The organism is Seonamhaeicola sp. (assembly GCF_028281565.1).
GTDB lineage: Bacteria > Bacteroidota > Bacteroidia > Flavobacteriales > Flavobacteriaceae > Seonamhaeicola.
In genome coordinates this window covers 387,539-408,655 of sequence record NZ_JANQJQ010000021.1, presented here as the reverse complement: position 1 = coordinate 408,655, position 21,117 = coordinate 387,539, and the positions used below count along the sequence as shown (strand labels likewise).

Here is a 21,117-nt window from a genome sequence, read left to right as displayed (position 1 = left end):
TATGAAACCATTAGAAGATATATTAATTATAGACTTAAGCCAGTTTTTATCAGCGCCTTCGGCAACATTGCGATTAGCCGATCTGGGAGCTCGCGTGATTAAAGTTGAACGTCCTGAAACTGGTGATATTTGCCGTCAATTATATGTTTCAAATACTATTTTAAATGGAGAATCCTCTGTTTTTAGAGCGATCAACAGAAACAAGGAAAGCTTTCAGGCCGATTTAAAAAACGACATTGACAAACAACGTGTTTTAAAACTCATAGAGCAAGCCGACGTGTTGGTTCATAATTTCCGTCCGGGTGTTATTGATAGACTTGGCCTGGATTATGACATTATTAAAAAAATAAACCCAGGAATAGTTTACGGCGAAATTTCAGGATACGGTTCTGAAGGCCCATGGGCATCAAAACCTGGTCAGGATCTATTATTGCAATCTTTATCCGGTTTGACCTGGTTGAGCGGCAATGAGGGCAATGGCCCCACGCCTATTGGTTTGGCCATCGCCGATATTTTATCAGGAGCCCATTTAGTGCAAGGTATTTTAGCGGCCTTGTTAAAACGTTCTAAAACCGGGGAAGGCAGTAAAGTATCCGTGAGTATGCTGGAATCTATTTTAGACTTCCAATTTGAATCTATCACCACATTTTATCACGATGGCGGTCAGCCAACTATCCGTCCTAAAAGCAATAGTGCTCATGCTTATTTAGGAGCTCCTTATGGGGTTTACCAAACAGCTGATGGATACCTGGCACTGGCTATGGGCTCCATTCCTTTTTTAGGGGAATTACTGGGCAACGGCAAGCTGGTTGAGTTTCAGGAGGTTGCAAGTTGGTATGACCGAAGGGATGAAATTAAAGATTTACTGGCAACTACTCTTTTACAGGAAAATACCGAACATTGGTTATCTATTTTAGAACCTGCCGATATTTGGTGTGCCAGTGTTATGAATTGGGAGGAGCTTTTTGAATTGGAAGGCTTTAAAGTCCTGGATATGATCCAGAATGTCAGAATGGGAGATGGCTTTGAATACGAAACCACACGTTGCCCCATTAGAATTGACGGTGATATTTTGAAATCACCTTTAGGTTCCCCTGCACTGGGTGAGCATACGCAAAGTATCATAAACGAATTAATTCCGGAATAATGGCAGAAACATTCAGAATTGCGGTACGAAAATTTGATGCTTTTGAATCAACCATAGCTAAAATCTGGGATGCGTTTTGTTCGGAAACCGGTTGTGATTTAACATTGGAAGCTGTTCCTCTTGATTTGCATCCTTTATACGATACTATCCTAAAAGACGAAGGTTTAAAAAAGGGCACTTGGGACGTATCTTTAATAAATACCGATTGGATTACTGAAGCCTATGCTTCGGAAGCAATAGAAAATTTAACACCATATATAGAAAACGATCCTCCGGAAGATTTCCCGGACGGATGGTCAAGATCCTTACTTTATAAGCAGGAGTTTGATGATAAAACCGTTGCCCTTCCTTTTCACAATGGCCCTGAATGCCTGATATACAGAAAGGACCTGTTCGAATCGATAGAAGAGGGTGTTGACTATTACGGTAAATATGGCAAACCGCTGGAAATTCCCAAAACCTGGGAGGACCTCATGCAAATTGCTGAATTTTTCAACAGGCCGGAACAAAATTTATACGGCACCACCTTTGCTGCTTACCCTGACGGTCATAACACGGTTTTTGACTTTTGTTTACAACTCTGGACACGGGGTGGTGAGTTATTTGATGACAATAAAAAGATAAAACTAAATTCAAATGCTGCCATTGAAGGCATGGCATTCTATCGAAAGGCCCTGAAAAACACCAATGCTATCCACCCGGATTCACGTGATTTTGACTCGGTAAAATCAGGTATGGCGTTTGCCAATGGCAATTTAGCTATGATGGTCAATTGGTTTGGGTTTGCTTCTATGTGCGAGTTTTTAGAAGATTCTAAGGTAAAAGGGAAAGTAGATATAGCCAATGTTCCGGCAGGACCAAATGGCGAAGGTGCTTCCTTAAATGCCTACTGGATGTACGTTATTGGCAGTGGCAGTAAACACAAGGATCTGGCCTATGAATTTATCAGGTTTGCGGTTAATGCCCAAAATGATAAACTGTTGACTTTAGAAGGGGCTATCGGCTGTAGAAAATCCACCTGGTACGACGCCGATGTGAACAAAGAAGTACCATATTATTACAAATTAGAAGCTTTACATCAAAATACCAGATCATTACCTAGAAAGAGCAATTGGTCAGATATTGCCAATGTGATTGATCAGTTAGTTTTAGACGTCATCAATACTTCGGAAGCTATTAAAACCATTTTGGACAGGGCTCAAAAAGAAATCGATCAAATAGAAAATATGTAGTTATGGAATTAATTTATAAACCGGAATTACCTAAAGAAAACAGGCCCATTTACATTATTGGCGCCGGTGGTATTGTTCGTGATGCCCATTTGCCTGCCTATAAAAAAGCAGGCTTTAACGTTGCCGGGATCACCAATAGGACTAAGCAACGTGCTATAGATGTAGCAGAAACGTTTAACATTCCCAATGTGTATGATTCTGTTCAGGATATGATTGCAGATGCCCCGGAAAATGCTGTGTTCGACTTAACATTAATGCCCAATCAGTTTGTAGCAACACTTGAATTATTACCGGATGAAGCTGCGGTGTTGATCCAAAAACCTATGGGCGATTATTATGAACAAACCCTGGAGATCCTGGAAGTCTGTCGTAGAAAAAAATTAAAAGCCGCTATCAACTGCCAGATGCGTTTCGCACCTTATATCATGGCTGCAAAATATTTAATTGAAAATGGATTTATTGGCGAGTTATACGACTTTGAAGTCCGGTTATCTATTTATACGCCATGGGAATACTTCCCTAATGTGGTGAATCATCCGCGTTTGGAAATTCAACAGCACAGTATTCACTACATAGATTTAATAAGGTCGTTCTTAGGAAACCCTAAAAAGGTATATTCCAAAACCCTAAAGAATCCTGCAAAAACCATGTCGTCTACCAGGACCACGACCATTATGGATTACAGCGATTCCATGCGGGCCATTATCAATACGAATCACGACCATAATTTTGGAGAAAAGAACCAGGAAAGCTTTGTAAAATGGGAAGGTACCAAAGGGGCTATTAAGGCCAGAATTGGCCTGCTATTGGATTATCCTAACGGAAAACCTGACCTCTTTCAGTATTGTATTATAAAGGAAGGCGAAGCTCCAAAATGGGAGGAAGTTGATTTGGAAGGTTCCTGGTTCCCCGATGCCTTTGTTGGTACTATGGCCTCTCTGATGCGCTATGTCGAAGGGACATCTGATGTACTTCATACCAGCGTTGAGGATGTAGTGCATTCCATGGCCATTGTTGAAGCCGCTTACGATTCGAATAATGACGGCGGAGTTACACCCATTTATAATATTTAAAAGAAAAAATTATGCATATAAAATCACAATTTTACGAAGACTATGAACTGGGCCATAAAAGAGAAACTTTAGGGCGTACCATTACAGAAACCGATTTTGTGGTACATGCAGGGCATACCGGTGATTTCTTCCCGCATCATATGGATGCAGAGTGGTGTGCCACCCAACCATTCAAGCAACGTATTGCCCATGGGACTTTGACCTTTGCCGTTGGCATCGGCATGACCGCTACGGAAATCAATCCCGAAGCATTTTCAAAAGGCTATGACCGGTTGCGTTTCATTAAACCCGTACATATTGGTGACACCATCAGAGTGGTTGTAACCATAAGCGAAAAGAAAGACTCTAAACACCCGCATTTAGGACATGTGAACGAGCATGTGGAGATCTTTAACCAACGTGATGAATTGGTATTGGTTTGCGACCATATCCTGTTGGCAAAAAAGAAGGCATTTGAAAAATAAAAACCAGATGAGGTTCTACATATTACTTTTGATTGCCATTTTAGGTATTTCTTGTAAATCCGATGAGAAAAACCAAAATACTGCTACAAGTAGGCCTTCGGTAACTTACGAAGCAAACTGGGAGTCCCTAAAACAACACAAAACGCCGGAGTGGTTTTTGGATGCCAAATTTGGTATTTATTTCCACTGGGGAGTATATTCCTATATGGGAAAGGGTGAATGGTATTCAAGGCAAATGTATGAAGTAAAAGATGAAGGTTGGGGTAAAGATATAAGACCGCATCATTTGGAAACCTATGGTGAAGATGTACACTATCACGATTTTATTGACAAATTTACCGCCAAACATTTTGATGCTACGGAGTGGGCTAAACTTTTTAAAGCCTCCGGAGCAAAATATGTTGGGCCCGTGGCTGAACATTGCGACAATTTTTCTAACTGGGATAGTAAAGTCAATAAGTACAATACTGTTAATTATGGCCCGAAAAGGGATATTGTAGGTGAATTGGAAAAAGCTATTAAAGCTGAAGGATTAAAGTTTGTAGCTACATTTCATCATTCCTGGGAATGGGGTTGGTATAATACCTGGAGTGGCTTAATTGATACAACCGCCGTTGGTTTTGAAGACTTTTATGGAGAAAGAACCCTCCCTGAAACGTTTCATAGCCTAAAAGGAGGTCATGAAGCCAGTGGTCAATTTACCGGTAAAATAAATCCTAAATATGCACCTTCGCAAAAGTTTATTGACACCTGGAAGACTAAGATCTATGAAGTTGTGGACACCTATCAGCCGGACTTACTTTGGTTTGATAGCAGATTATTCGTGCTTCCTGAAAAAGACCGTCAGGAAATGGTTGCTCATTATTACAACAAAGGTGAAGCATGGAACAAGCCGGTTGTACTGACCTATAAGAATAATGACCTGGCAAAAGGTGTTGGTGTTTTAGATCTTGAAAAAGGCAGGTTTGACGAAAAGACAGATTTCCCCTGGCTAACAGACGACTCTTATGCCTGGGCAGGTTGGAGTTGGAGAAAAGATTTGCGCCTGAAAACACCAACAATAATTATCCAGGAACTGGTAGATATTTCCAGTAAGAATGGTTGTCTATTGCTAAATATAACCCCTACCCACGATGGTAAAATTCCCGAAAAACAAAGAGAAGGGCTTTTGGAAATAGGAAAATGGCTGGATGTTAACGGAGAAGCGGTTTACGAAACCCGCCCGTATGTAACCTATGGAGAAGGCGGTACAAAACTTAAAAAAAATCATTTTGGAGGTGTGCAAGGTGATGGGGTTACCTATAAAACAACTGATTTTAGGTTTACCCAAAACAAATCAAAAGACGTTATTTACATAACGCAGTTAGCAATCCCCAAGCCAGGTGCAACCTTTCTTTTAAAAACGTTTGCATCAGATGGTGTTGGAGCTGATGAAAATATAACATCAGTTGAAGTCATTGGCAGTAATGAAGCCATTACATGGTCTAAAACAAATGAAGGCTTAACCCTGAAAGCTCCAAATACAGTTCCAAACGAACATGTTTTGGTGTATAAAGTGCATTTATAAGTATTTGGATACATTCCATATGGAATTAACAACATAAATATCAACTGGATTTTAAAAATAACTATTATGAAAAACTATGTATTAATGCTTCTTTCCGTCATTTTAGTGTCTTGCGGATCAAAAGAAAAAAAACAGGAAACTGATAATGCAACAAAAAAAGACACCATAACGTATGAAGCCGACTGGGAATCGTTAAAACAACACAAAACACCGGATTGGTTTTTAGATGCCAAATTTGGTATCTACTGCCACTGGGGACCCTATTCGGTACCTGCTTATGAAACCGAATGGTATGCCCACTGGATGTATGTTAACGCGGATAACCCGGAAGCCAGAAATGGAAAAGCGCATGAGATTCACGACTATCACGTAAAAACCTATGGTCCGTTGGATAAATTCGGTTATAAGGATTTCATCCCGATGTTTAAAGCCGAAAAATTTGATCCGGCGGAATGGGCCGATCTATTCCAAAAAGCAGGTGCTAAATTTGCAGGGCCGGTTTCCGAACATGCCGATGGTTTCGCCATGTGGGACAGTGAACTGACCGAATGGGATGCCAAAGATATGGGGCCAAAACGTGATATTATGGGCGAGTTAGCTAAAGAAATTCGCAAACGTGACATGAAGTTTATAGCTACCTATCACCGCCAATGGCTATTTGGCTGGTATCCAACCTGGGATGAAACTACAGATGCTTCAGACCCAAAGTACGCCGGTCTTTACGGTCCTAAATTGAAAAAAGGAGATAATGTCATGCCGAGAAGCAAACACGATATAGACAACGGTATTGAAAAATATTACCCCGTGGCAGATCAAGCGTTCAATGATGACTGGTTAAACAGATTAAAAGAGATCATTGATAAATATGACCCAGATTTAGTTTGGTTTGACAACAAAATGGACATAGTTAGTGAAGCGCACAGAAAAGCGTTTTTACAGTATTATTACAACGAAGCTGAAAAGAAAGGACAGGAAGTAGTGTCTACCTATAAATTCTATGATTTTGCTGAAGGAAGTGCGGTTTACGACCTGGAACGTGCCAGAATGAGTGAGAAGAAGGATTTCCCCTGGTTAACTGATGATTCTATCGATTGGAAAGCCTGGTGCCACATCAGTGACCCGGATTACAAATCAACCAACAGACTAATTGATTTTTTAGTGGATGTTGTTAGTAAAAATGGCGCGGTACTTTTAAACATTACACCCAGAGCGGACGGTACGATTCCTGAGCCGGTAAAAGAACGTCTATTGGAAATGGGCCAATGGTTAAAAGTTAACGGTGAAGCCATTTACGGCACCCGTACATTTGAAATTTACGGCGAAGGCGATGCCAAAGTGGTTGAAGGGCATTTAAGCGAGCGCAGTAATGACGACAATACGGCAAAAGATATTCGGTTTACAACCAAAGGCGATACGCTTTACGCCATTGCTCTGGATTGGCCGGAAGGAAGCGAATTAGTGATCACCTCATTCAAAAAAGGCAATGATCTATTATCAAAAGAGATAAAATCTATTGACTTGTTAGGCGGTGAAAGCAACCTCAACTTTGAAATTAAAGACGACGGTCTGCACATTCAATTACCTGAAAAAACAGGAGACCACGCCTTCGTCTTTAAAATAAATCCTAAAATCTAATCTGATTTTTAGCACCCAACCATAAACAAAAGAGGTTGTCCAAAAAGTTACATTTTTTGTTGTCAGGTTGAGCGCAGTCGAAACCTATTGATTGATTATCTCTGATTTAAGGCATTTCGACAAGCTCAATGTGACATAGGATTTACTTTTTGGACAACCTCTTTTTAATACAATAATTCAAAAAAAATATATAAAGCCCCCCTTTTGTTCGTTTCAATTAACAATCCCTTTAAATTTGTAGCATGCCTCATTCAGGATAAACCTGGTAGCAATCATCGGAATCTCCTGTTGGCGGGCAATAGGATGCTTTACAGGCACTACCGGCTTTTTCCTTGGCTATTTTTATACATTCGGATTCCGAAACAAAAGGATGATTGGTCTGCACAAAAGGCTGACTGGTACCAAATCCGCCACAACTAATACTGCAATTTCCCCCTGCGTTGTCAGCCGAACAGGCAAACAATAACATGGTAAACGAAATGGAAAAATATTGAAAAAAGGATTTCATAGGTGTATAATTAAATGAGTTAAACATTATTGACTGATGCAATTTGCGGGCTCCATTAGGCTCGATTGCAGGCGTTTATTTAATATTTCATAATCAAAGAAAGTCCCGAGTTTGTCTTTTCCCATTTTATCCTCAGGAACTTTGTCCGAATCAAAATATACTTTCAGATGAACTACCGGTTGGGAGATGAACAATTGTAGTTGTTCCGGACTTATTTCATAATAAGGTTTATTGATCTCCGTTGTGGCCGGTAAGGTAAACTTCCCCATTAATGTTTTATCAGGGAATAGAGTAATAATACTGTCGTTCTGAAACCTGACAACCAAAGGGTTCTCCTTCAAAATATTTATTCTTCTACCCAGTTCACGTACCAGGACCAATGACAGGTAATAATGCTCCTCAGATCTTACAAAATTAACTGATGCTGCCTGACTGAATTTGGAGAACAACGGCTTCTGCTTGGTGGCCTTTATCATTTTTTCCTTTTCAAAATGCTTGTTGGCCTTCCGTACCCTTTTTTCGGAATACTTACATTTTTGTCCAAAACAGGTTATACAAAATAGCAGTGCCAATAGGGTTGTAAAGCGAGCATATGTCTTCATATTTTTAAAGTGATTTTAATATTTGAGAAACTTTCCTTTGTTAAAAATCCGAATTGAATTGAGGGACGCAATCCTGCAGATGCTTTTCCCAGGTATAAAGGTTTCCATTTTGGGACAAACACCCCTACCAGCGCTCCCAGTATAGCACCACCGCCTGTCATACCAAGATAAAACCCGGCATCTTTTTCTCTGGGGCGCCCCAGATAATCCGTATCCAAATCAATAATTAATGATGCCAGAGCCATAGTGCCGGCCCCAAAAAGGGCCCCTTCCCACAAATAATTTCCTTTAGGTATTTTAATAAGGTCTATTTTATCAACAGCTATTGTTTGTTTTGTATCACCATCTGATTCAATAAATGAGGCATCCGTTTGGGTGATCTCCAAATCCTTCACGTTTAGAATCCTGTGATCCTGCAAATACACCTTTGCCTTCGGATAAGAACCAGTGGTATTGGATTGTGCCATTCCCTTAAATATCATGGTGAAAATTATCACTGTAAAAACTGCATATTTCATGGTATTCCTTTTTGCCTTTTAATCGGAGTTATACTAAAACTGATCTTTGTATAAACCTTAGACTCCAAAAAGGGTCATTTTTTCCCGATACCGGGAATAAAAAAATACATCGGGAATTTTTTGCTTAATTTGTAGTCTATTAACTGATACCTCTATCTAATGACCAAACCTGATCAAAGTGACCACTTATGGGACCAATACTTAGATGGAGACACCGCTGCGCTCAAAGCGTTGATAGACAGATACAATGATCCTTTGTTTATGTTTTTGGTTGGTAAAACCAGGAGCAGGGACATTGCCAGGGAGCTGGTGCAGGAAACCTGGCTCAAGATGATAAAGCACAAAAAGGGCATAAAAAACTTTAAAGCCTATTTATTTAAAGTAGCCTCAAATGCCTGGGTGGATATGAATACTAAAAACAACAGATTAAAATCAGTTGGAAATGCCGCCACTATAGTGAATGGAAAAGTAGTAAAGCCTGAGGTATTCCATAAACTTGAGAGCGATGATATTACAAAAATGTACAGGGTCTGTTTAACCAAAAATGAACACGAACTATGGAAGCTTCATTGCGAGGGCTATAACAGTGAAGAGATTTCCAAACGCCTTTCAATTGCTAAAAAGACTGTGGATAATAAGAAATCGATCATTAGAAAGAAATTGATCATTGAAATAAAAAATCACGCCAATAATTAAAGCGTTTGTATATGGATGATTTTTCAGATTACAAAGAACACCCTGATTTAGAATTACTCATTGACTATGTGGATGGTATTCTGGATGCCGAAATGAATGCTAAAATAGCACACCATTTAGAGCAGTCTGATGCCTCTAAAAACATAGTTGATGGTATCCGCTTTTATTATGAAACGTATGGAGCCGATAGAAAAGGGCTTGAAAATTATCTACAGGAGACCAAAGACAGTGTCTTTTCAAAACTGGATATCCCGGAGGATCAGCCTGCCAGTTTAAAAAAAACTCGAACTTTAAGGTATTATATCCCCCGGATTGCCGCCGCTGTTTTACTTCTCATGATTCCGGTATTTATATTTGTCTATCAGGGAAAATCCTCCGCGTTGTTGATAGATGACTACCTTTCTGTCCCTTATGACAAACCGCCGGTAATGCGGGGAGATTTTGACCAAAATATGGCGCTTTGGAACAAAGTAGCTTTCCAATATGAAAGTCAAAACTACCGGGAAGCCATACAAGTTCTGGATTCATTAATACGTCAAAATGAAACACGTTCCATGGCTCATTTTTATACCGGGCTGTGCTATTTATATTTGGAAACCCCGGCCCCCTATAAAGCCATCCTGCATCTTCAAAAAGCTATTGACACCGAGAGTCCGTTCATGGAGCAGGGTTTATGGTATTTGAGCCTGGCTTATTTTAAAGCTGAAGAAAAAGACCTAGGCAAAAAAACCTTAAAACGCATTGAAGGATATAAATACGAAGAAGCTCAAAACCTGATGAGTAATCTAAAATAATGGAAGGGTTGTCCTTTTTCGTTTTCCGAATAAAAGCACAACAATCAGGCCCACTAAAAGCACAGCGATAGCATATACATACCAGGATGCTCCCGATACCTGAATATCCAGGGGTTGGGTATTACCGTGAACTATAAAACCCGCCCAGAAATACGGATGCTCGTACAATGGGTTTTCAATAGTTTGAAGATAATTTAATTTCCCTTTTTGCAAAGCCTCGTCTATGGGAAGTCCTGCCATGAGGTTATCATAAAAATCAACCATGGAGTGCACTGTGGTATCATCAGAGACTTTCCATAAACTGGCCACCAAACTGGAGCACCCGGCATAGGCGAATGCCCGTGAAAGGCTCATAATGCCTTCACCTTTATTAATTTTTCCAAAGCCGCTATCGCAGGCACTCAATACTACCAAATCGGCATTGAGCTCCAAATTGTAAATTTCCGAAGCGTTTAAAAAACCATCTTCAAGGCTATTCTTTTTTTGTGTGAACATCAGTTTTGAGAACATAGGATTTACGTCATCTGTAAGGCCATGTACTGCCAAATGCAATATTTTATAATTATGAGCTGTCTCTTTAAATGCTTTTTCGGTGGTCATGGGCGACCATACTGCTTCACCATCAAATTTTTCTGCAATAGTCTGTACCTCCTTTTTAGCACCGGGCAAAGCCGCTATGTTCCAATCTAACGTATCAGCACCCGCTTCTCCATCTTCTCCAACCGGAAATAAAGAAAACGGCTCCGTATATTCGGATGCAAACCCTCCAAACCTTAACACATCACTTTCTTTAGCTTTCAATTGTGCCACTTTAACAGATGTCATTAAAAACCTGGATGAATAGGTGTAACTAAGGCTATATTTTTTTATCAGGTAGTCCAAATCCTTATATCTGAATCCGTTCAGGTCAGCAGGAAGTTTAGTTAAAAATGCCTCAAAATTCAGATAGCTCAATTCGCCGTCAGGTATTACTATGATCTTTTTTAAAGGCCTGTTCAGCTCCTGAAGTGGCTTTTGTAGTAACATTTGGTACAATTCGAAGGCCGCATTAATAAAGGCCTGTTTACTTTCTCTTCCGGCTTCAAGTACTGCTTGTTGATTTGTCAATCCCTGCCTGTAATCCCCTATGAGTTTTTTATATGTTTCCGTTTTCTCGATGATGAATGTGCGAAAATCATCTTTTGTAATACTAAAGAGATATAGGTTGTCTTCCGCAATAAAAAACTCTAAAAGCACACTGTTTTGGTCCAACAGTTTACTTTGGATATCTTCCACGGAAAATACGTCAGCACTATATTTTAATTGATAGTACCGGGCGTACTGCGCTTCAACATTATTTTTGATCGCTTCAAAATCTAACCTGGCCTGAAATAATTTTTCCCGATACAATTTTGTTTTTACCGAATCCTTCTTTTGGATCGCACTATAGAGTTGCTCCTCATAAAACGCCGATCTGATTTTCAGTGTCCTTTCCTGCTTAATGATACTATCCGGAATAGCCCCGTACTGTTTAATTTCAGAATCCCTCAGTTGCTGCAACAAAATAAAAGCCTTACTTGCTTCGGAATATTCAAAGGCTTGTTTCAAGAGATCTTTGTCTCTGTTTATTTTAAACAATTCGAAAGCAACTTCAATAGCTCTTTCGTAAACGGGCATGGCCTTTTCAATGAGTTCCTGTTTTGACATGGCAGAAGTGATCTCTGACTTAAGTATGTCTATCAACTCCAAAGCCTTGCCATATGTAGCAAGACTACTTTCAAGGTCTGAAACCTCAGGATGTGTATCATGTAAATATTTGGCTTGTAACGCCATTGCTTTGGCACTTAAAAGCGCTAAAAGATTCTTTTTTGAACCGATCTCGGTCAGGTTGGGGTTTGAATAAATGTCTTCACTCTTAAAATCCTTAACAACAGCGGTTAAGCCTTGTTGAAAAGACGATAAGGCCTGTTTCCAATCTTTAACACTCACATAATACGATCCAATGATATTACAGGTATTGGCAACTTCCGGATGATTTAAGCCAAGTACTTTCTTCTGGATATCCAATCCCTTTTGAAAATAGCTTATAGCCTTTGTCCCGTCTTTAATTTTGCCAAAACAGTTACCCAAATTAATATAGGTTACAGCCACATACGGATGGTTATCCTGTAATGCCGATAAAAAAATAGTCAGTGCCTTTTTATGATATGTAATGGCCTTTGTAGCGTTACCATTATGCAACCAGGCACTCCCAAGATTATTATAAAAAATACCAGCATACACATGGTTTTCGCCAAACAACCCGATCAACAGATCCAGGGCATTTTGATAAGCTTCTATGGCCTTACCATAGTAACCTTGTGCATCATACGATTTCCCTAAGTTGGAGTAACCAATGGCTTTAAATTGATTTTGCTCTCCAACAGCATTACTCATGACATCCAATGACCGTTGAAAGTAGTCCTGAGCTTTTTTGTATTCCCCTTTGCTTAAATATATGGCTCCGATATTGGTATAATCCTGCGAAAGGCCAAAGTCATTGGAATCTAAGGTCCCGAGATGAATATCCAACCCCTTTTTTGCACAGTGCAAAGCATTTTCATAATCCCCCAGGTATTTGTAGCTAACAGATAAACTGCTATAGGTCTGGGCCACTTTAGGGTGATTATCGCCCAATTTATCCAATCTGATCTCCAAAGCTGCCTTATAATTCTCAAACTGTTTTTCATAATCCCCGTTCCTGCTCCAATCGAACCCCAGGTTCTGGTAAGTGTCCGCCACTTCCGGCTGCTTTCCTAATGTTTCAAGGCCAACACTCAAAGCCAGTTGCAGCTGTTTTTGAGCTTCTTCATGCTTTGACAACAAAGTATAACAGGCCCCTAAACCATTTAACGACTTCACATAACCTGACCATTGGGATACTTTTTTATAATCGGATGCCGCTTTTTGATAGTAGACAATGGAATGGTCATAATCTCCGGCATCACCAAACTTTCGAGCCTGTCCGTAGAACTCATCGGCTGTTGTTGTTTCCGGTTGTTGCGCAAAAACGCCCTGTGCGGCTATTACAAATACAAAAAGTATTATATACGCAATTCGTATAAAACCAACAGAAACTACCTTTAAAGCGCTCAACATAGGAACCCGGGTATGACAAAAGGACTAAAATGACCTGTTTAATATGCATTAAAATATCTACAACCAAAATAATAATTTCCTTCTAATAAAGTTAAGTCCCTTATCGATTTAAAAAAATAAGGTTAATCTCTTAACTTTTTTTACTTTTGCGTACTTCATAAGCACACGTGGCGGAATTGGTAGACGCGCTGGCTTGAGGGGCCAGTATCCGTTTAGGATGTGGAAGTTCGAATCTTCTCGTGTGCACAGACACGATGCAAAAGACCCTATATTCTCTGTTATAGGGTCTTTTTATGTGTTAGTCTAATGGCATTGGTTTCCAGAAGTCGTGATCATTTCAATGGATCACTTCAGGACTTTGCTATTTGTGATGCTAACTAAAGTACAACTGCAGTATTAAAATAGTATCCATATAAACATGTGCAAGAATTAATACCCAAATCTTTTTCTTTAAAAACAGATAGCTGAACCCTAAAGCCAGTCCCATAAATGCCGTCTGAACAATACCCACGATACCCCAGCTATAGTGCACCAAACCAAAGATCAAAGCACTTATGATGACAGCTGTTATTTTTCCTGATCTGCTATTAAGCCCCAGTTCTGAAATACGATTTATAAGAAAGGCTCTGTAAATGACCTCTTCTCCAAAAGAAGAAGCCACATATATACCTGCCAGTGACACAAAAAGCATCCAAACGTTGTTTTTTAGGTAATCATAGCCGCCCATGTCCGGACTTTCAGGAATGCCCACAATGTTTGCCATGACAATAGCCCCCAAAACAAATCCCAGTAAAGCAATAACGAACACCAGCATGGATTGTAAAAGGGTTCTAAGTGCAAACTTTAAATTGAATTTTTTAAAGCTAAACCCAAAATGGGTTAAGGGTTCTCCCCTTAGCCTTAAACCCATGTAAACCATGAACAGCATAATAATGTTTGCCAGCCATACAACAAATTGATTATAGATCAGATCAGATGCTTCATCAGATATAAGCCATTGAATAAAAAGAAGTGCTACCAAAAATACCAGGAGTATTTCTATAATTTTGGCGTATATATTTGTTTTTAAAAGGGTTCCCAACGTTTTAAAAACCCGTATCCCGAATTGATTTTCTAATGGCATGAGATTTTTAAGGCAATATTAAATCTTAAAAGACACAAAACAGACCGATTTCAGGAAGTCGAACCCTTTTTAAATTGAGTTGGAGTTAGATTAGTGAACTTTTTAAAAGCCGTATTGAAAGACGATTTAGAATTAAAACCGGAATCATACATAACTTCCTGAACGGTAAGTTTATCATCCGATTGCCCCATCAATAGGGATTTGGCAACATCAATTCTGTATTTGTTTACGAAATCAAAGAAATTATACCCATAGCCTTCATTGATTACCTGCGACAATACTTTTAATGGTATGCCCAATTCAACAGACAGATCATTAATACTTAATTCACTGTCTAAAAACCTGCGCTTTTCTTTCATATAGTCCCCTAATTCTTTCTTAAATGCGTCAAGTTCTGTTTGGGATAACCTGGATCCTGCATATTTTTCTTTCTCCTTAAAGAAAGCCCGTGTTATTTCACCACTTTCATTTGAAACATGATTTAGCATTCTCAGCAATATAGAATTAATGAAATAAAACATAAAAACAACAAGTGCCGGTAATGTGATTATCAGCCCTTTTTTGATCCCGATAAAGGGTAACATGGAGTGCATTAATGATAACAGGAATAATACAATAAAACTGTTAAGTATGAACTTTAAAAGCTTAAAACCAGCTTGATTGAAGCTTGAATAATTGCCCTTAACCTTGTGTAAAACCCTTTGGATGTATTGTTTGGATCGGTATAAATAATAAAAAATATGAGTCAGAATTAAGATCTCAACAATACGAAAGTTTGGCGGTATTTGTTGCGTATAAAAGTCATTAATGGTCTGTGATAACGATCTAGTATCAACAAATAGAATGGTTGTTATAACTAAACAAACGGCTATAAAAAAAGGTATAAAATGAATGGCATCTGTCCTTTTTAACTTATAATGCTTAAATAATACGGATTGCGTAAAAAGGAATAATAAAGGGCCATATGCCAACATAAATGTATCATCAATGAACAGCAACTGTGGTAAACCTATCTTTATGTCAAAAACGAATAAGTAGAGGCTCAGCACCGATATGCTCATCATTAGGAAAACTACAGCTAACAATTTATTGCTTAGTGCTTTTCCTTTTTTATTTTGAAACAGAAAAAAGGAAACAAACAAAAATTGAAAACTCAATATGTAAAACAATATCTTCAACATAATATGCTCAACAGGCATTCCGGATGTAATATAAAATTAGGTCCATTAAAATAAATTAAAAAGCATTATCTAATACGGCATTTGCATTTAATCTTTGATACCATCCTGCTTCATCAAACTAAAACCATAGTCTCTCAACACGGATATTATGGGAATAGCTTCCTGGCCTCTTTCCGTCATGGTATATTCAACTTTTACCGGTACTTCAGGGATAATGGTTTTTGAAATAAAGCCATCATCACAGAGCTCCTTAAGGTTCTTGCTAAGCATCCTGTCAGACACATTTGAAATACTTTTTTTCAATTCGGAATACCTCCAGGCCCTGTCTTTGACGCGCCAAAGGATAGGCATTTTATAGGTCCCTCCAATTTTTGAAAATACGTACTCAACGGGTGTATAATATTTCTTGTTATTGCTTAAAAACTGTGGCATACTTACATAAATGTTAGTTACTAACAAATATAATCATTTGTCAAACAAATGTTGTTTCAAAATAACTTTGTATAAAAAATGATACCGATGAAAACAGCAGTAACAGAAACAGAACAATATGTGCACTTCCATGGCGCACCCTTTAAAGGCAACATTTTAATGGTGGCAAGCAGTCCGGCCATTTCCAAACAAACCAACTGGCCCATTGGTTTTTGGGCTGCAGAATTAACACACCCCCTGCATGTATTTCAAGAGGCCGGTTATGAAATAACTTTAGTTTCTACAGCGGGTGGTACTATTGAAATGGACAGCTATTCAGACCCGACAGATGAAAGCGGATACGCTGCCCATGATATTATAACATTAGGTTATATGCAGCAGAACTGGTTTCATACTATATTGGAAAACACACAAAAGCTAACGGACATAGATCCAAGCGATTTTGATGCCATATTTTTAGTTGGTGGACAAGGCCCCATGTACACCTTTAGAAATAATACCGGGCTGGAGCGGTTGTTCGTATCATTTTACGAGCTTGGAAAACCAAGTGCAGCCGTATGTCATGCCACTACCCTGTTATTGGGTGCCAAATTATCTAATGGCGACTTATTGGTAGCCGGAAAAACGTGGACAGGTTTTGCTGATGCTGAAGAGGATTTCGCCGATAATGCCATTGGCATACAAATCCAGCCATACAGAATAGAAACGGAGGCCAGGACCATTAAAAATACTAACTTTAAGGTGGCTGCGCCCTTTTCAAGTTATGCTATTGCCGATGGCAATCTAATAACGGGACAGCAACAAAACTCGGGTGCCGCAGTAGCAAAAATGGTCGTAGAACAACTAAATCGATAACATATGAAACTAGCTTTTATAGGTATTGGAAACGTAGGATTTGCCATAGCCAATAACCTGCAACAAAAAGGATATGAGATCCTTGTGGCCAATGACAATCCGGAATCGGACAGTGTAAAAAAAGCGCTGGACAGCAATCCTCTTTTTAGCGTATTGCCTTTAAAAGAGGCTGTTGATATGGCAGAAGTCATTTTTTTAGCCACACCCTTTAAAGCAAATGAGGGCATTCTGGCTTCTTTGGATTTTCAAGGCAAGCCTTTGGTTGATTGTACCAATCCGGTTGGGCCGGGCATTTCTCATGGATTAGAGAGTAGCATTTCCGGAGCAGAGCAAGTACAGGAGTGGGCAGCCAGTGCCCGGGTGGTCAAAGCATTTACGATCTATGGTTTTGAAAATTTTAGCAACCCGGCCTATTTAAAGGCTAAAGAATCCCCTGTAATGTTTTTTGCAGGAAATGATGAAAAAGCCAAATCAAAAGTCGCAGCGACCATTTCGGATAGTGGGTTTTATGCCAAAGATGTCGGTAGTTTAGACCAGGCCCTTCACCTGGAACATATGACCCTGCTTTGGGTGAAAATGGTGCGACGTGACGGACACCATCCAAACTTTATGTGGCGTTATTTGGAATAGTAAAAGCGAGGCCTGAACCTCGCTTTTCAATTGTTATAAGTTCTTGTGAACAAAGTCTTTGGTGATCACAGAATAGTTCCATAGTAAAACAAAAGGTCGAACAACCTTTACCGGTCAAGGCCATTCGACCTACCAACAAAATTCAGATTGCGGTACTTAAAGAACGTCCCTTAAGCCTTTTATCTATTTTACGTTTTTTCACCGTCACTAATTTCATTATTTCCATTAAATAAGGGTCTTTCGTTTTCTTGTAAATAGTGTTGATGGCCAGTACTATGGACTTGGCTTCTCTGGACGCCAAAATACGATCACTGGTGCTCATTCTTGCCGTACTTCTTTTCTCAAACTCTAATGCTTTTTCTATCAGTTTCATAGGATTCTTTTTTAAGCTGTTTACTTTTTATTCTTCCGTTTCAATTAAAAATGGTGTTTTACCATCGGTAATTATAATTTTACTGTTGTTAGATTCGGATAGCTTATTGAAGGCTTCAATACTTCTGATTTTAATAATCTCTTTTGTCAGGCCTTCAGACAATATTTTTTGTGCATCCCTTTCTCCCTTGGCATTTATAATTTTTCTATCGGCCTCCAGTTTTTCCTGTTGAATCACAAACTCCATACGCATAGCATCTTGTTCTGCCTGTAACTTGCGTTCTATGGAATTAGCTAAACCCCTGGGAAGCTGTATACTTTTCATCAATACCGCAATTAATTGAATACCATCTGCTTGCTTTTCCAGATTTACCTTCATTTTTGATTTGATCTCTTCTTCAATCGTCGCTCGCATCCCCGAGTGCATGTCCTTGGCGAAAAACTGTGCGCAAACATCAGAAGACGCCGACCTAAATACACTTGTGATTATAGACTCATAATCCCGTCCTAAATTTTCTAGTACTGACGGAATCTTGTTTTGTTCTAAACGGTAAAGGATGGATATTTCGGATTTAACACTAAGTCCTTCTTTACTGGGTAAGTTTAAAATGAGCTTAATATTATTGGTTTGAGTCGATTCCTTAATGACCTTGCTTGTAATAGGATTATAAAAAATAGTGCCCTGGGTAGCAACGTCGCCGGAGAATTTACCCAATGTCATCTTTACACCTGCTTCTCCCGGTCGTATGACGGCACAACTTGTAAATAGGAGAATTGTTGAAATAAATAAAAGCGTTTTCGTTTTCATAATGTTATAATATTTTTTTTAATTTTTCATAAAATTATGAAACAACAACTATATATTTTTATTTATATTTATAATGATTCATATAAACAAAAATTATAATAAAAGTTGGCAGGCATTTAAAAGTTAGCATTGAAACTCAGGGCCGTGTTACCATAAAAACAACAATTCACACATAAAAAATGGGTTGTCCCTTTCGGTTTTTATCAAATAAAAAAGGAATTCTGTTTAGAATTCCCTATCCATTTAGCAACAGTATTGCTAATTAAAGATTGTGAAAAAATGCACTTGTTTTCTCCACAGCTAAATTCACTTCTTCATTCTGGTCATAAAAAGAGAATTGATGCATTGGTGACCCTAAATCAGTATCCACCCAAACCAGTTCTTTGTCGGTTGACGCCACAGCGTCAAAATACTTTTTAGTGTAATCCGGTAAAACACAGCCGTCGGAATGTATCATAAGCAATGGTTTCTTAAGTTTTGAGGCCGATGGAAACGGATCCAGCGTTAACCAATCTTCCCAGGTAGCCACGGCAAACTGGTCGGCCTTCCACTGTGGAATAGCACCACGCTCGGGGTTCAAATAATAATCGAACTCACCAAACATGGCGGCTGTCTCATCTGTGGTTGATATGGCTTTTATATAAGTAAACTCCCCGGTTTCTGCATATTTTTTCTTTGCTTCCTGAGCCATTTTTATTTTGCTCTCTACGCCTTCATCCCCGCCATAAAATAATTTTACGGCTTCGGCATCATGCAACCAGGAGGCTGTAGTAGCCACGGCCTTTATATTAACATCTTCGGAGGCTGCCATTAAGGTATACATGGAACCGGCGCACACACCAAAAGCACCTATTTTAGTGGCATCTACTTCCGGTAAAGTTTTTAAATAGGCCACGGCGTTTTTAATATCCTGGATTTTCATTTCCGGATTTTCCCAGGCTCTGGGGACACCTTCGCTTTCACCATAGTTTCTAAAGTCGAATGCCAATGTAATGAAACCTTCCTTAGCAAAACGCTCGGCGTATAAACCGGCCATTTGCTCTTTGACCGTGGTCCAACTTCCGGATACTACCAGCGTCGGGTAGCGCTTTCCTTCTTCATAATTTGGCGGATAAAACAGGTTTCCTACCAGGTTTAATCCTTCGCTTTTAAAATGTATTGTTTTCATGTGTGCTTTATTTTCAGTTGTTTCTAAAGATCCGTTTGCTATTTTGACAGTGTTTTTACAAGCCGCAAAAACCGAAAGTGCTACTGCCATTATGAGTATTTTTTTCATGGTTCTTATTTCATTTTATCTAATAATCCAAAGCCTCGAGCGGCTGTAATAGGATTAAATATTTCTACATATTCTATAATCTTACCGGCTTCATTGAACTTGAATGTCGCATAATAATCATTACTGTACACCCCGGCATTGTGCTTCAATTTGATATTCCCGGTAAACTTTACATAGACCATGTTAGGGTCTTCCATGGCATAGATCGCTTCTATTGGAAAGGCCATCCCGTCAAAGTTTGGAAAAACAGGCTCCCAGTAATTACGGATCCCTTCTTTCCCCCGGGCTCCTTCAGGAAACAATCCGGAATGATAGGGATTGATATGTTTTGCATCGTCCGCGAATAAATGTACCAGGTCGTCTACGTTTTCGGCTTCCAAAGCTTTAAAAAATGCTTTTACCGATACCTTATTTTTATTTGCTGTTTCTGTGGTCATGGTTTGTTGATTTTGTTTTGTGCAGGACATTAGCATGCCCAAACACACTAGTATTACAATTGGTTTCATTATTATTTTGATTTCACATGTTCAATAGCTTTTTGGGCTAGGCTTGAATTTCCGTCCTGATACTTAAAGTTGAAAGTCATGGTGGTGATTTTCCAGTCCTCATTTACTTTTTCCAGGTCAAAATCGTAGCTGCCCACTACCGTCCGGACATTGCCATTATCATCTTCCAGGTAATGCGTAGCGGTTCCGTAGCAAAAAACATGGGCTTTATTATGCGTTATATCCACCAGCACATTTCCTATTTGGTGATGGGTATGGGTAAAACCGGGTAATACGGTTTTCCAGGCACCGGTAATGTCTTTCGGTTTTAGTGCTGCTGCCGGATTTCCGGACAGGGATGAATAATCCAGGATTACTTTTGAAGCGAATTGTGCTTCTACGCCATTCCAATTCCTATTATCTGTATTCACAAATAATTGTGTTACAGTGTCCTTAATACGTTCCGTTTGATTCATTGCTTCTTGATTTTTGCATCCAAACAATGTTAATATTGCGAGGATCATGATACCGTGTTTCATGTGGTTCGTTTTTGATACCACAAAGATGCGGCAACCTTGTTCCGGACGCGTTATGAAATCAAA

General features: G+C 39.2%; 22 protein-coding genes and 1 tRNA gene. 11 read left to right on the top strand and 12 right to left on the bottom strand.

What is annotated here, in order from left to right; genetic code table 11:
* Position 1 precedes the first annotated feature (1 nt).
* The 6 genes from Q0983_RS11570 (at position 2) to Q0983_RS11545 (ending at position 7,118) form a co-directional block, all read left to right on the top strand.
* On the top strand, positions 2-1,147 hold the full coding sequence (locus Q0983_RS11570) for a CaiB/BaiF CoA-transferase family protein (protein ID WP_299553100.1): 1,146 nt from the start codon (positions 2-4) through the stop codon (positions 1,145-1,147).
* Positions 1,147-2,379: a sugar ABC transporter substrate-binding protein gene (locus tag Q0983_RS11565; protein ID WP_299553097.1), complete on the top strand. Its 1,233-nt coding sequence runs from the start codon at positions 1,147-1,149 to the stop codon at positions 2,377-2,379. The genes Q0983_RS11570 and Q0983_RS11565 overlap by 1 nt, the downstream gene beginning before the upstream one ends.
* 2 nt (positions 2,380-2,381) lie before the next feature.
* Entirely contained in the window at positions 2,382-3,452 is a 1,071-nt protein-coding gene (locus Q0983_RS11560) for a Gfo/Idh/MocA family oxidoreductase (protein WP_299553094.1), read from the top strand.
* Positions 3,453-3,463: 11 nt separating this feature from the next.
* Positions 3,464-3,916, top strand: coding sequence for a MaoC/PaaZ C-terminal domain-containing protein (locus Q0983_RS11555; protein ID WP_299553092.1), 453 nt, complete (start codon positions 3,464-3,466; stop codon positions 3,914-3,916).
* Between the two features lie 7 nt (positions 3,917-3,923).
* Positions 3,924-5,483: an alpha-L-fucosidase gene (locus Q0983_RS11550; RefSeq protein WP_299553089.1), complete on the top strand. Its 1,560-nt coding sequence runs from the start codon at positions 3,924-3,926 to the stop codon at positions 5,481-5,483.
* A gap of 66 nt (positions 5,484-5,549) precedes the next feature.
* Positions 5,550-7,118, top strand: coding sequence for an alpha-L-fucosidase (locus tag Q0983_RS11545; protein WP_299553086.1), 1,569 nt, complete (start codon positions 5,550-5,552; stop codon positions 7,116-7,118).
* Positions 7,119-7,365: 247 nt separating this feature from the next.
* On the opposite strand, the gene Q0983_RS11540 is transcribed toward Q0983_RS11545, so the two are convergent.
* The 3 genes from Q0983_RS11540 to Q0983_RS11530 are packed head-to-tail and all read right to left on the bottom strand — an operon-like array spanning position 7,366 to position 8,746.
* A complete protein-coding gene (locus Q0983_RS11540; protein ID WP_299553083.1) occupies positions 7,366-7,626 on the bottom strand; it encodes a hypothetical protein in 261 nt (86 codons plus the stop codon).
* A 26-nt stretch (positions 7,627-7,652) separates the two neighbouring features.
* The gene (locus Q0983_RS11535; RefSeq protein WP_299553080.1) at positions 7,653-8,228 is read right to left on the bottom strand and encodes a hypothetical protein; all 576 of its coding nucleotides are present in this window, start codon (positions 8,226-8,228) and stop codon (positions 7,653-7,655) included.
* Positions 8,225-8,746, bottom strand: a complete 522-nt coding sequence (locus Q0983_RS11530) for a hypothetical protein (protein ID WP_299553076.1) — start codon at positions 8,744-8,746, stop codon at positions 8,225-8,227. The genes Q0983_RS11535 and Q0983_RS11530 overlap by 4 nt, the downstream gene beginning before the upstream one ends.
* Before the next feature lie 159 nt (positions 8,747-8,905).
* Between Q0983_RS11530 and Q0983_RS11525 the strand changes: the two genes are divergently transcribed.
* Both Q0983_RS11525 and Q0983_RS11520 read left to right on the top strand, forming a co-directional pair.
* Positions 8,906-9,442: an RNA polymerase sigma factor gene (locus Q0983_RS11525; RefSeq protein ID WP_299553073.1), complete on the top strand. Its 537-nt coding sequence runs from the start codon at positions 8,906-8,908 to the stop codon at positions 9,440-9,442.
* An 11-nt stretch (positions 9,443-9,453) separates the two neighbouring features.
* On the top strand, positions 9,454-10,236 hold the full coding sequence (locus tag Q0983_RS11520; RefSeq protein WP_299553070.1) for a hypothetical protein: 783 nt from the start codon (positions 9,454-9,456) through the stop codon (positions 10,234-10,236).
* Here the strand turns inward: Q0983_RS11520 and Q0983_RS11515 are convergent.
* Entirely contained in the window at positions 10,228-13,353 is a 3,126-nt protein-coding gene (locus tag Q0983_RS11515) for a CHAT domain-containing protein (RefSeq protein WP_299553067.1), read from the bottom strand. The two genes, Q0983_RS11520 and Q0983_RS11515, sit on opposite strands and share 9 nt — an antisense overlap.
* A 161-nt stretch (positions 13,354-13,514) precedes the next feature.
* Between Q0983_RS11515 and Q0983_RS11510 the strand changes: the two genes are divergently transcribed.
* Positions 13,515-13,599, top strand: a tRNA-Leu gene (locus tag Q0983_RS11510).
* Positions 13,600-13,726: 127 nt separating this feature from the next.
* On the opposite strand, the gene Q0983_RS11505 is transcribed toward Q0983_RS11510, so the two are convergent.
* From Q0983_RS11505 to Q0983_RS11495, 3 genes are all read right to left on the bottom strand, one after another.
* Complete coding sequence (locus Q0983_RS11505; protein ID WP_299553064.1) at positions 13,727-14,476, bottom strand: CPBP family intramembrane glutamic endopeptidase; 750 nt, start codon at positions 14,474-14,476, stop codon at positions 13,727-13,729.
* Positions 14,477-14,526: 50 nt separating this feature from the next.
* Positions 14,527-15,540, bottom strand: a complete 1,014-nt coding sequence (locus Q0983_RS11500; protein ID WP_299553061.1) for a helix-turn-helix domain-containing protein — start codon at positions 15,538-15,540, stop codon at positions 14,527-14,529.
* Positions 15,541-15,744: 204 nt separating this feature from the next.
* Positions 15,745-16,089 carry a helix-turn-helix domain-containing protein gene (locus Q0983_RS11495; protein WP_299553058.1) on the bottom strand — a complete coding sequence of 115 codons (345 nt, stop codon included), beginning with the start codon at positions 16,087-16,089 and terminating at the stop codon, positions 15,745-15,747.
* A gap of 87 nt (positions 16,090-16,176) precedes the next feature.
* On the opposite strand from Q0983_RS11495, the gene Q0983_RS11490 reads away from it, so the two are divergent.
* Together Q0983_RS11490 and Q0983_RS11485 are read left to right on the top strand one after the other, a co-directional pair.
* Complete coding sequence (locus Q0983_RS11490) at positions 16,177-16,944, top strand: type 1 glutamine amidotransferase domain-containing protein (protein ID WP_299553055.1); 768 nt, start codon at positions 16,177-16,179, stop codon at positions 16,942-16,944.
* Between the two features lie 3 nt (positions 16,945-16,947).
* Complete coding sequence (locus Q0983_RS11485) at positions 16,948-17,574, top strand: NADPH-dependent F420 reductase (RefSeq protein WP_299553052.1); 627 nt, start codon at positions 16,948-16,950, stop codon at positions 17,572-17,574.
* A 142-nt stretch (positions 17,575-17,716) separates the two neighbouring features.
* Here the strand turns inward: Q0983_RS11485 and Q0983_RS11480 are convergent, their stop codons facing one another.
* The 5 genes from Q0983_RS11480 to Q0983_RS11460 all read right to left on the bottom strand — a co-directional run bounded on the left by Q0983_RS11480 (position 17,717) and on the right by Q0983_RS11460 (position 21,054).
* A complete protein-coding gene (locus Q0983_RS11480; protein WP_299553049.1) occupies positions 17,717-17,947 on the bottom strand; it encodes a hypothetical protein in 231 nt (76 codons plus the stop codon).
* Positions 17,948-17,974: 27 nt separating this feature from the next.
* Complete coding sequence (locus tag Q0983_RS11475; protein ID WP_299553046.1) at positions 17,975-18,754, bottom strand: prohibitin family protein; 780 nt, start codon at positions 18,752-18,754, stop codon at positions 17,975-17,977.
* Positions 18,755-19,016: 262 nt separating this feature from the next.
* Complete coding sequence (locus Q0983_RS11470; protein ID WP_299553043.1) at positions 19,017-20,030, bottom strand: alpha/beta hydrolase; 1,014 nt, start codon at positions 20,028-20,030, stop codon at positions 19,017-19,019.
* Between the two features lie 5 nt (positions 20,031-20,035).
* On the bottom strand, positions 20,036-20,536 hold the full coding sequence (locus Q0983_RS11465) for a nuclear transport factor 2 family protein (protein WP_299553040.1): 501 nt from the start codon (positions 20,534-20,536) through the stop codon (positions 20,036-20,038).
* Positions 20,537-20,538: 2 nt separating this feature from the next.
* A complete protein-coding gene (locus tag Q0983_RS11460) occupies positions 20,539-21,054 on the bottom strand; it encodes a nuclear transport factor 2 family protein (RefSeq protein WP_299553037.1) in 516 nt (171 codons plus the stop codon).
* Positions 21,055-21,117 lie beyond the last annotated feature (63 nt).

Coding starts and splice junctions, on each gene's coding strand:
- Q0983_RS11465 (WP_299553040.1), bottom strand. CDS start 20,536: ATGAAACCAATTGTAATACTAGTGTGTTTGGGCATGCTAATGTCCTGC.
- Q0983_RS11480 (WP_299553049.1), bottom strand. CDS start 17,947: ATGAAACTGATAGAAAAAGCATTAGAGTTTGAGAAAAGAAGTACGGCA.
- Q0983_RS11570 (WP_299553100.1), top strand. CDS start 2: ATGAAACCATTAGAAGATATATTAATTATAGACTTAAGCCAGTTTTTA.
- Q0983_RS11565 (WP_299553097.1), top strand. CDS start 1,147: ATGGCAGAAACATTCAGAATTGCGGTACGAAAATTTGATGCTTTTGAA.
- Q0983_RS11550 (WP_299553089.1), top strand. CDS start 3,924: ATGAGGTTCTACATATTACTTTTGATTGCCATTTTAGGTATTTCTTGT.
- Q0983_RS11555 (WP_299553092.1), top strand. CDS start 3,464: ATGCATATAAAATCACAATTTTACGAAGACTATGAACTGGGCCATAAA.
- Q0983_RS11525 (WP_299553073.1), top strand. CDS start 8,906: ATGACCAAACCTGATCAAAGTGACCACTTATGGGACCAATACTTAGAT.
- Q0983_RS11535 (WP_299553080.1), bottom strand. CDS start 8,228: ATGAAGACATATGCTCGCTTTACAACCCTATTGGCACTGCTATTTTGT.
- Q0983_RS11485 (WP_299553052.1), top strand. CDS start 16,948: ATGAAACTAGCTTTTATAGGTATTGGAAACGTAGGATTTGCCATAGCC.
- Q0983_RS11460 (WP_299553037.1), bottom strand. CDS start 21,054: ATGAAACACGGTATCATGATCCTCGCAATATTAACATTGTTTGGATGC.
- Q0983_RS11545 (WP_299553086.1), top strand. CDS start 5,550: ATGAAAAACTATGTATTAATGCTTCTTTCCGTCATTTTAGTGTCTTGC.
- Q0983_RS11530 (WP_299553076.1), bottom strand. CDS start 8,746: ATGAAATATGCAGTTTTTACAGTGATAATTTTCACCATGATATTTAAG.
- Q0983_RS11495 (WP_299553058.1), bottom strand. CDS start 16,089: ATGCCACAGTTTTTAAGCAATAACAAGAAATATTATACACCCGTTGAG.
- Q0983_RS11540 (WP_299553083.1), bottom strand. CDS start 7,626: ATGAAATCCTTTTTTCAATATTTTTCCATTTCGTTTACCATGTTATTG.
- Q0983_RS11490 (WP_299553055.1), top strand. CDS start 16,177: ATGAAAACAGCAGTAACAGAAACAGAACAATATGTGCACTTCCATGGC.
- Q0983_RS11515 (WP_299553067.1), bottom strand. CDS start 13,353: ATGTTGAGCGCTTTAAAGGTAGTTTCTGTTGGTTTTATACGAATTGCG.
- Q0983_RS11520 (WP_299553070.1), top strand. CDS start 9,454: ATGGATGATTTTTCAGATTACAAAGAACACCCTGATTTAGAATTACTC.
- Q0983_RS11475 (WP_299553046.1), bottom strand. CDS start 18,754: ATGAAAACGAAAACGCTTTTATTTATTTCAACAATTCTCCTATTTACA.
- Q0983_RS11505 (WP_299553064.1), bottom strand. CDS start 14,476: ATGCCATTAGAAAATCAATTCGGGATACGGGTTTTTAAAACGTTGGGA.
- Q0983_RS11500 (WP_299553061.1), bottom strand. CDS start 15,540: ATGATGAGCATATCGGTGCTGAGCCTCTACTTATTCGTTTTTGACATA.
- Q0983_RS11560 (WP_299553094.1), top strand. CDS start 2,382: ATGGAATTAATTTATAAACCGGAATTACCTAAAGAAAACAGGCCCATT.
- Q0983_RS11470 (WP_299553043.1), bottom strand. CDS start 20,030: ATGAAAAAAATACTCATAATGGCAGTAGCACTTTCGGTTTTTGCGGCT.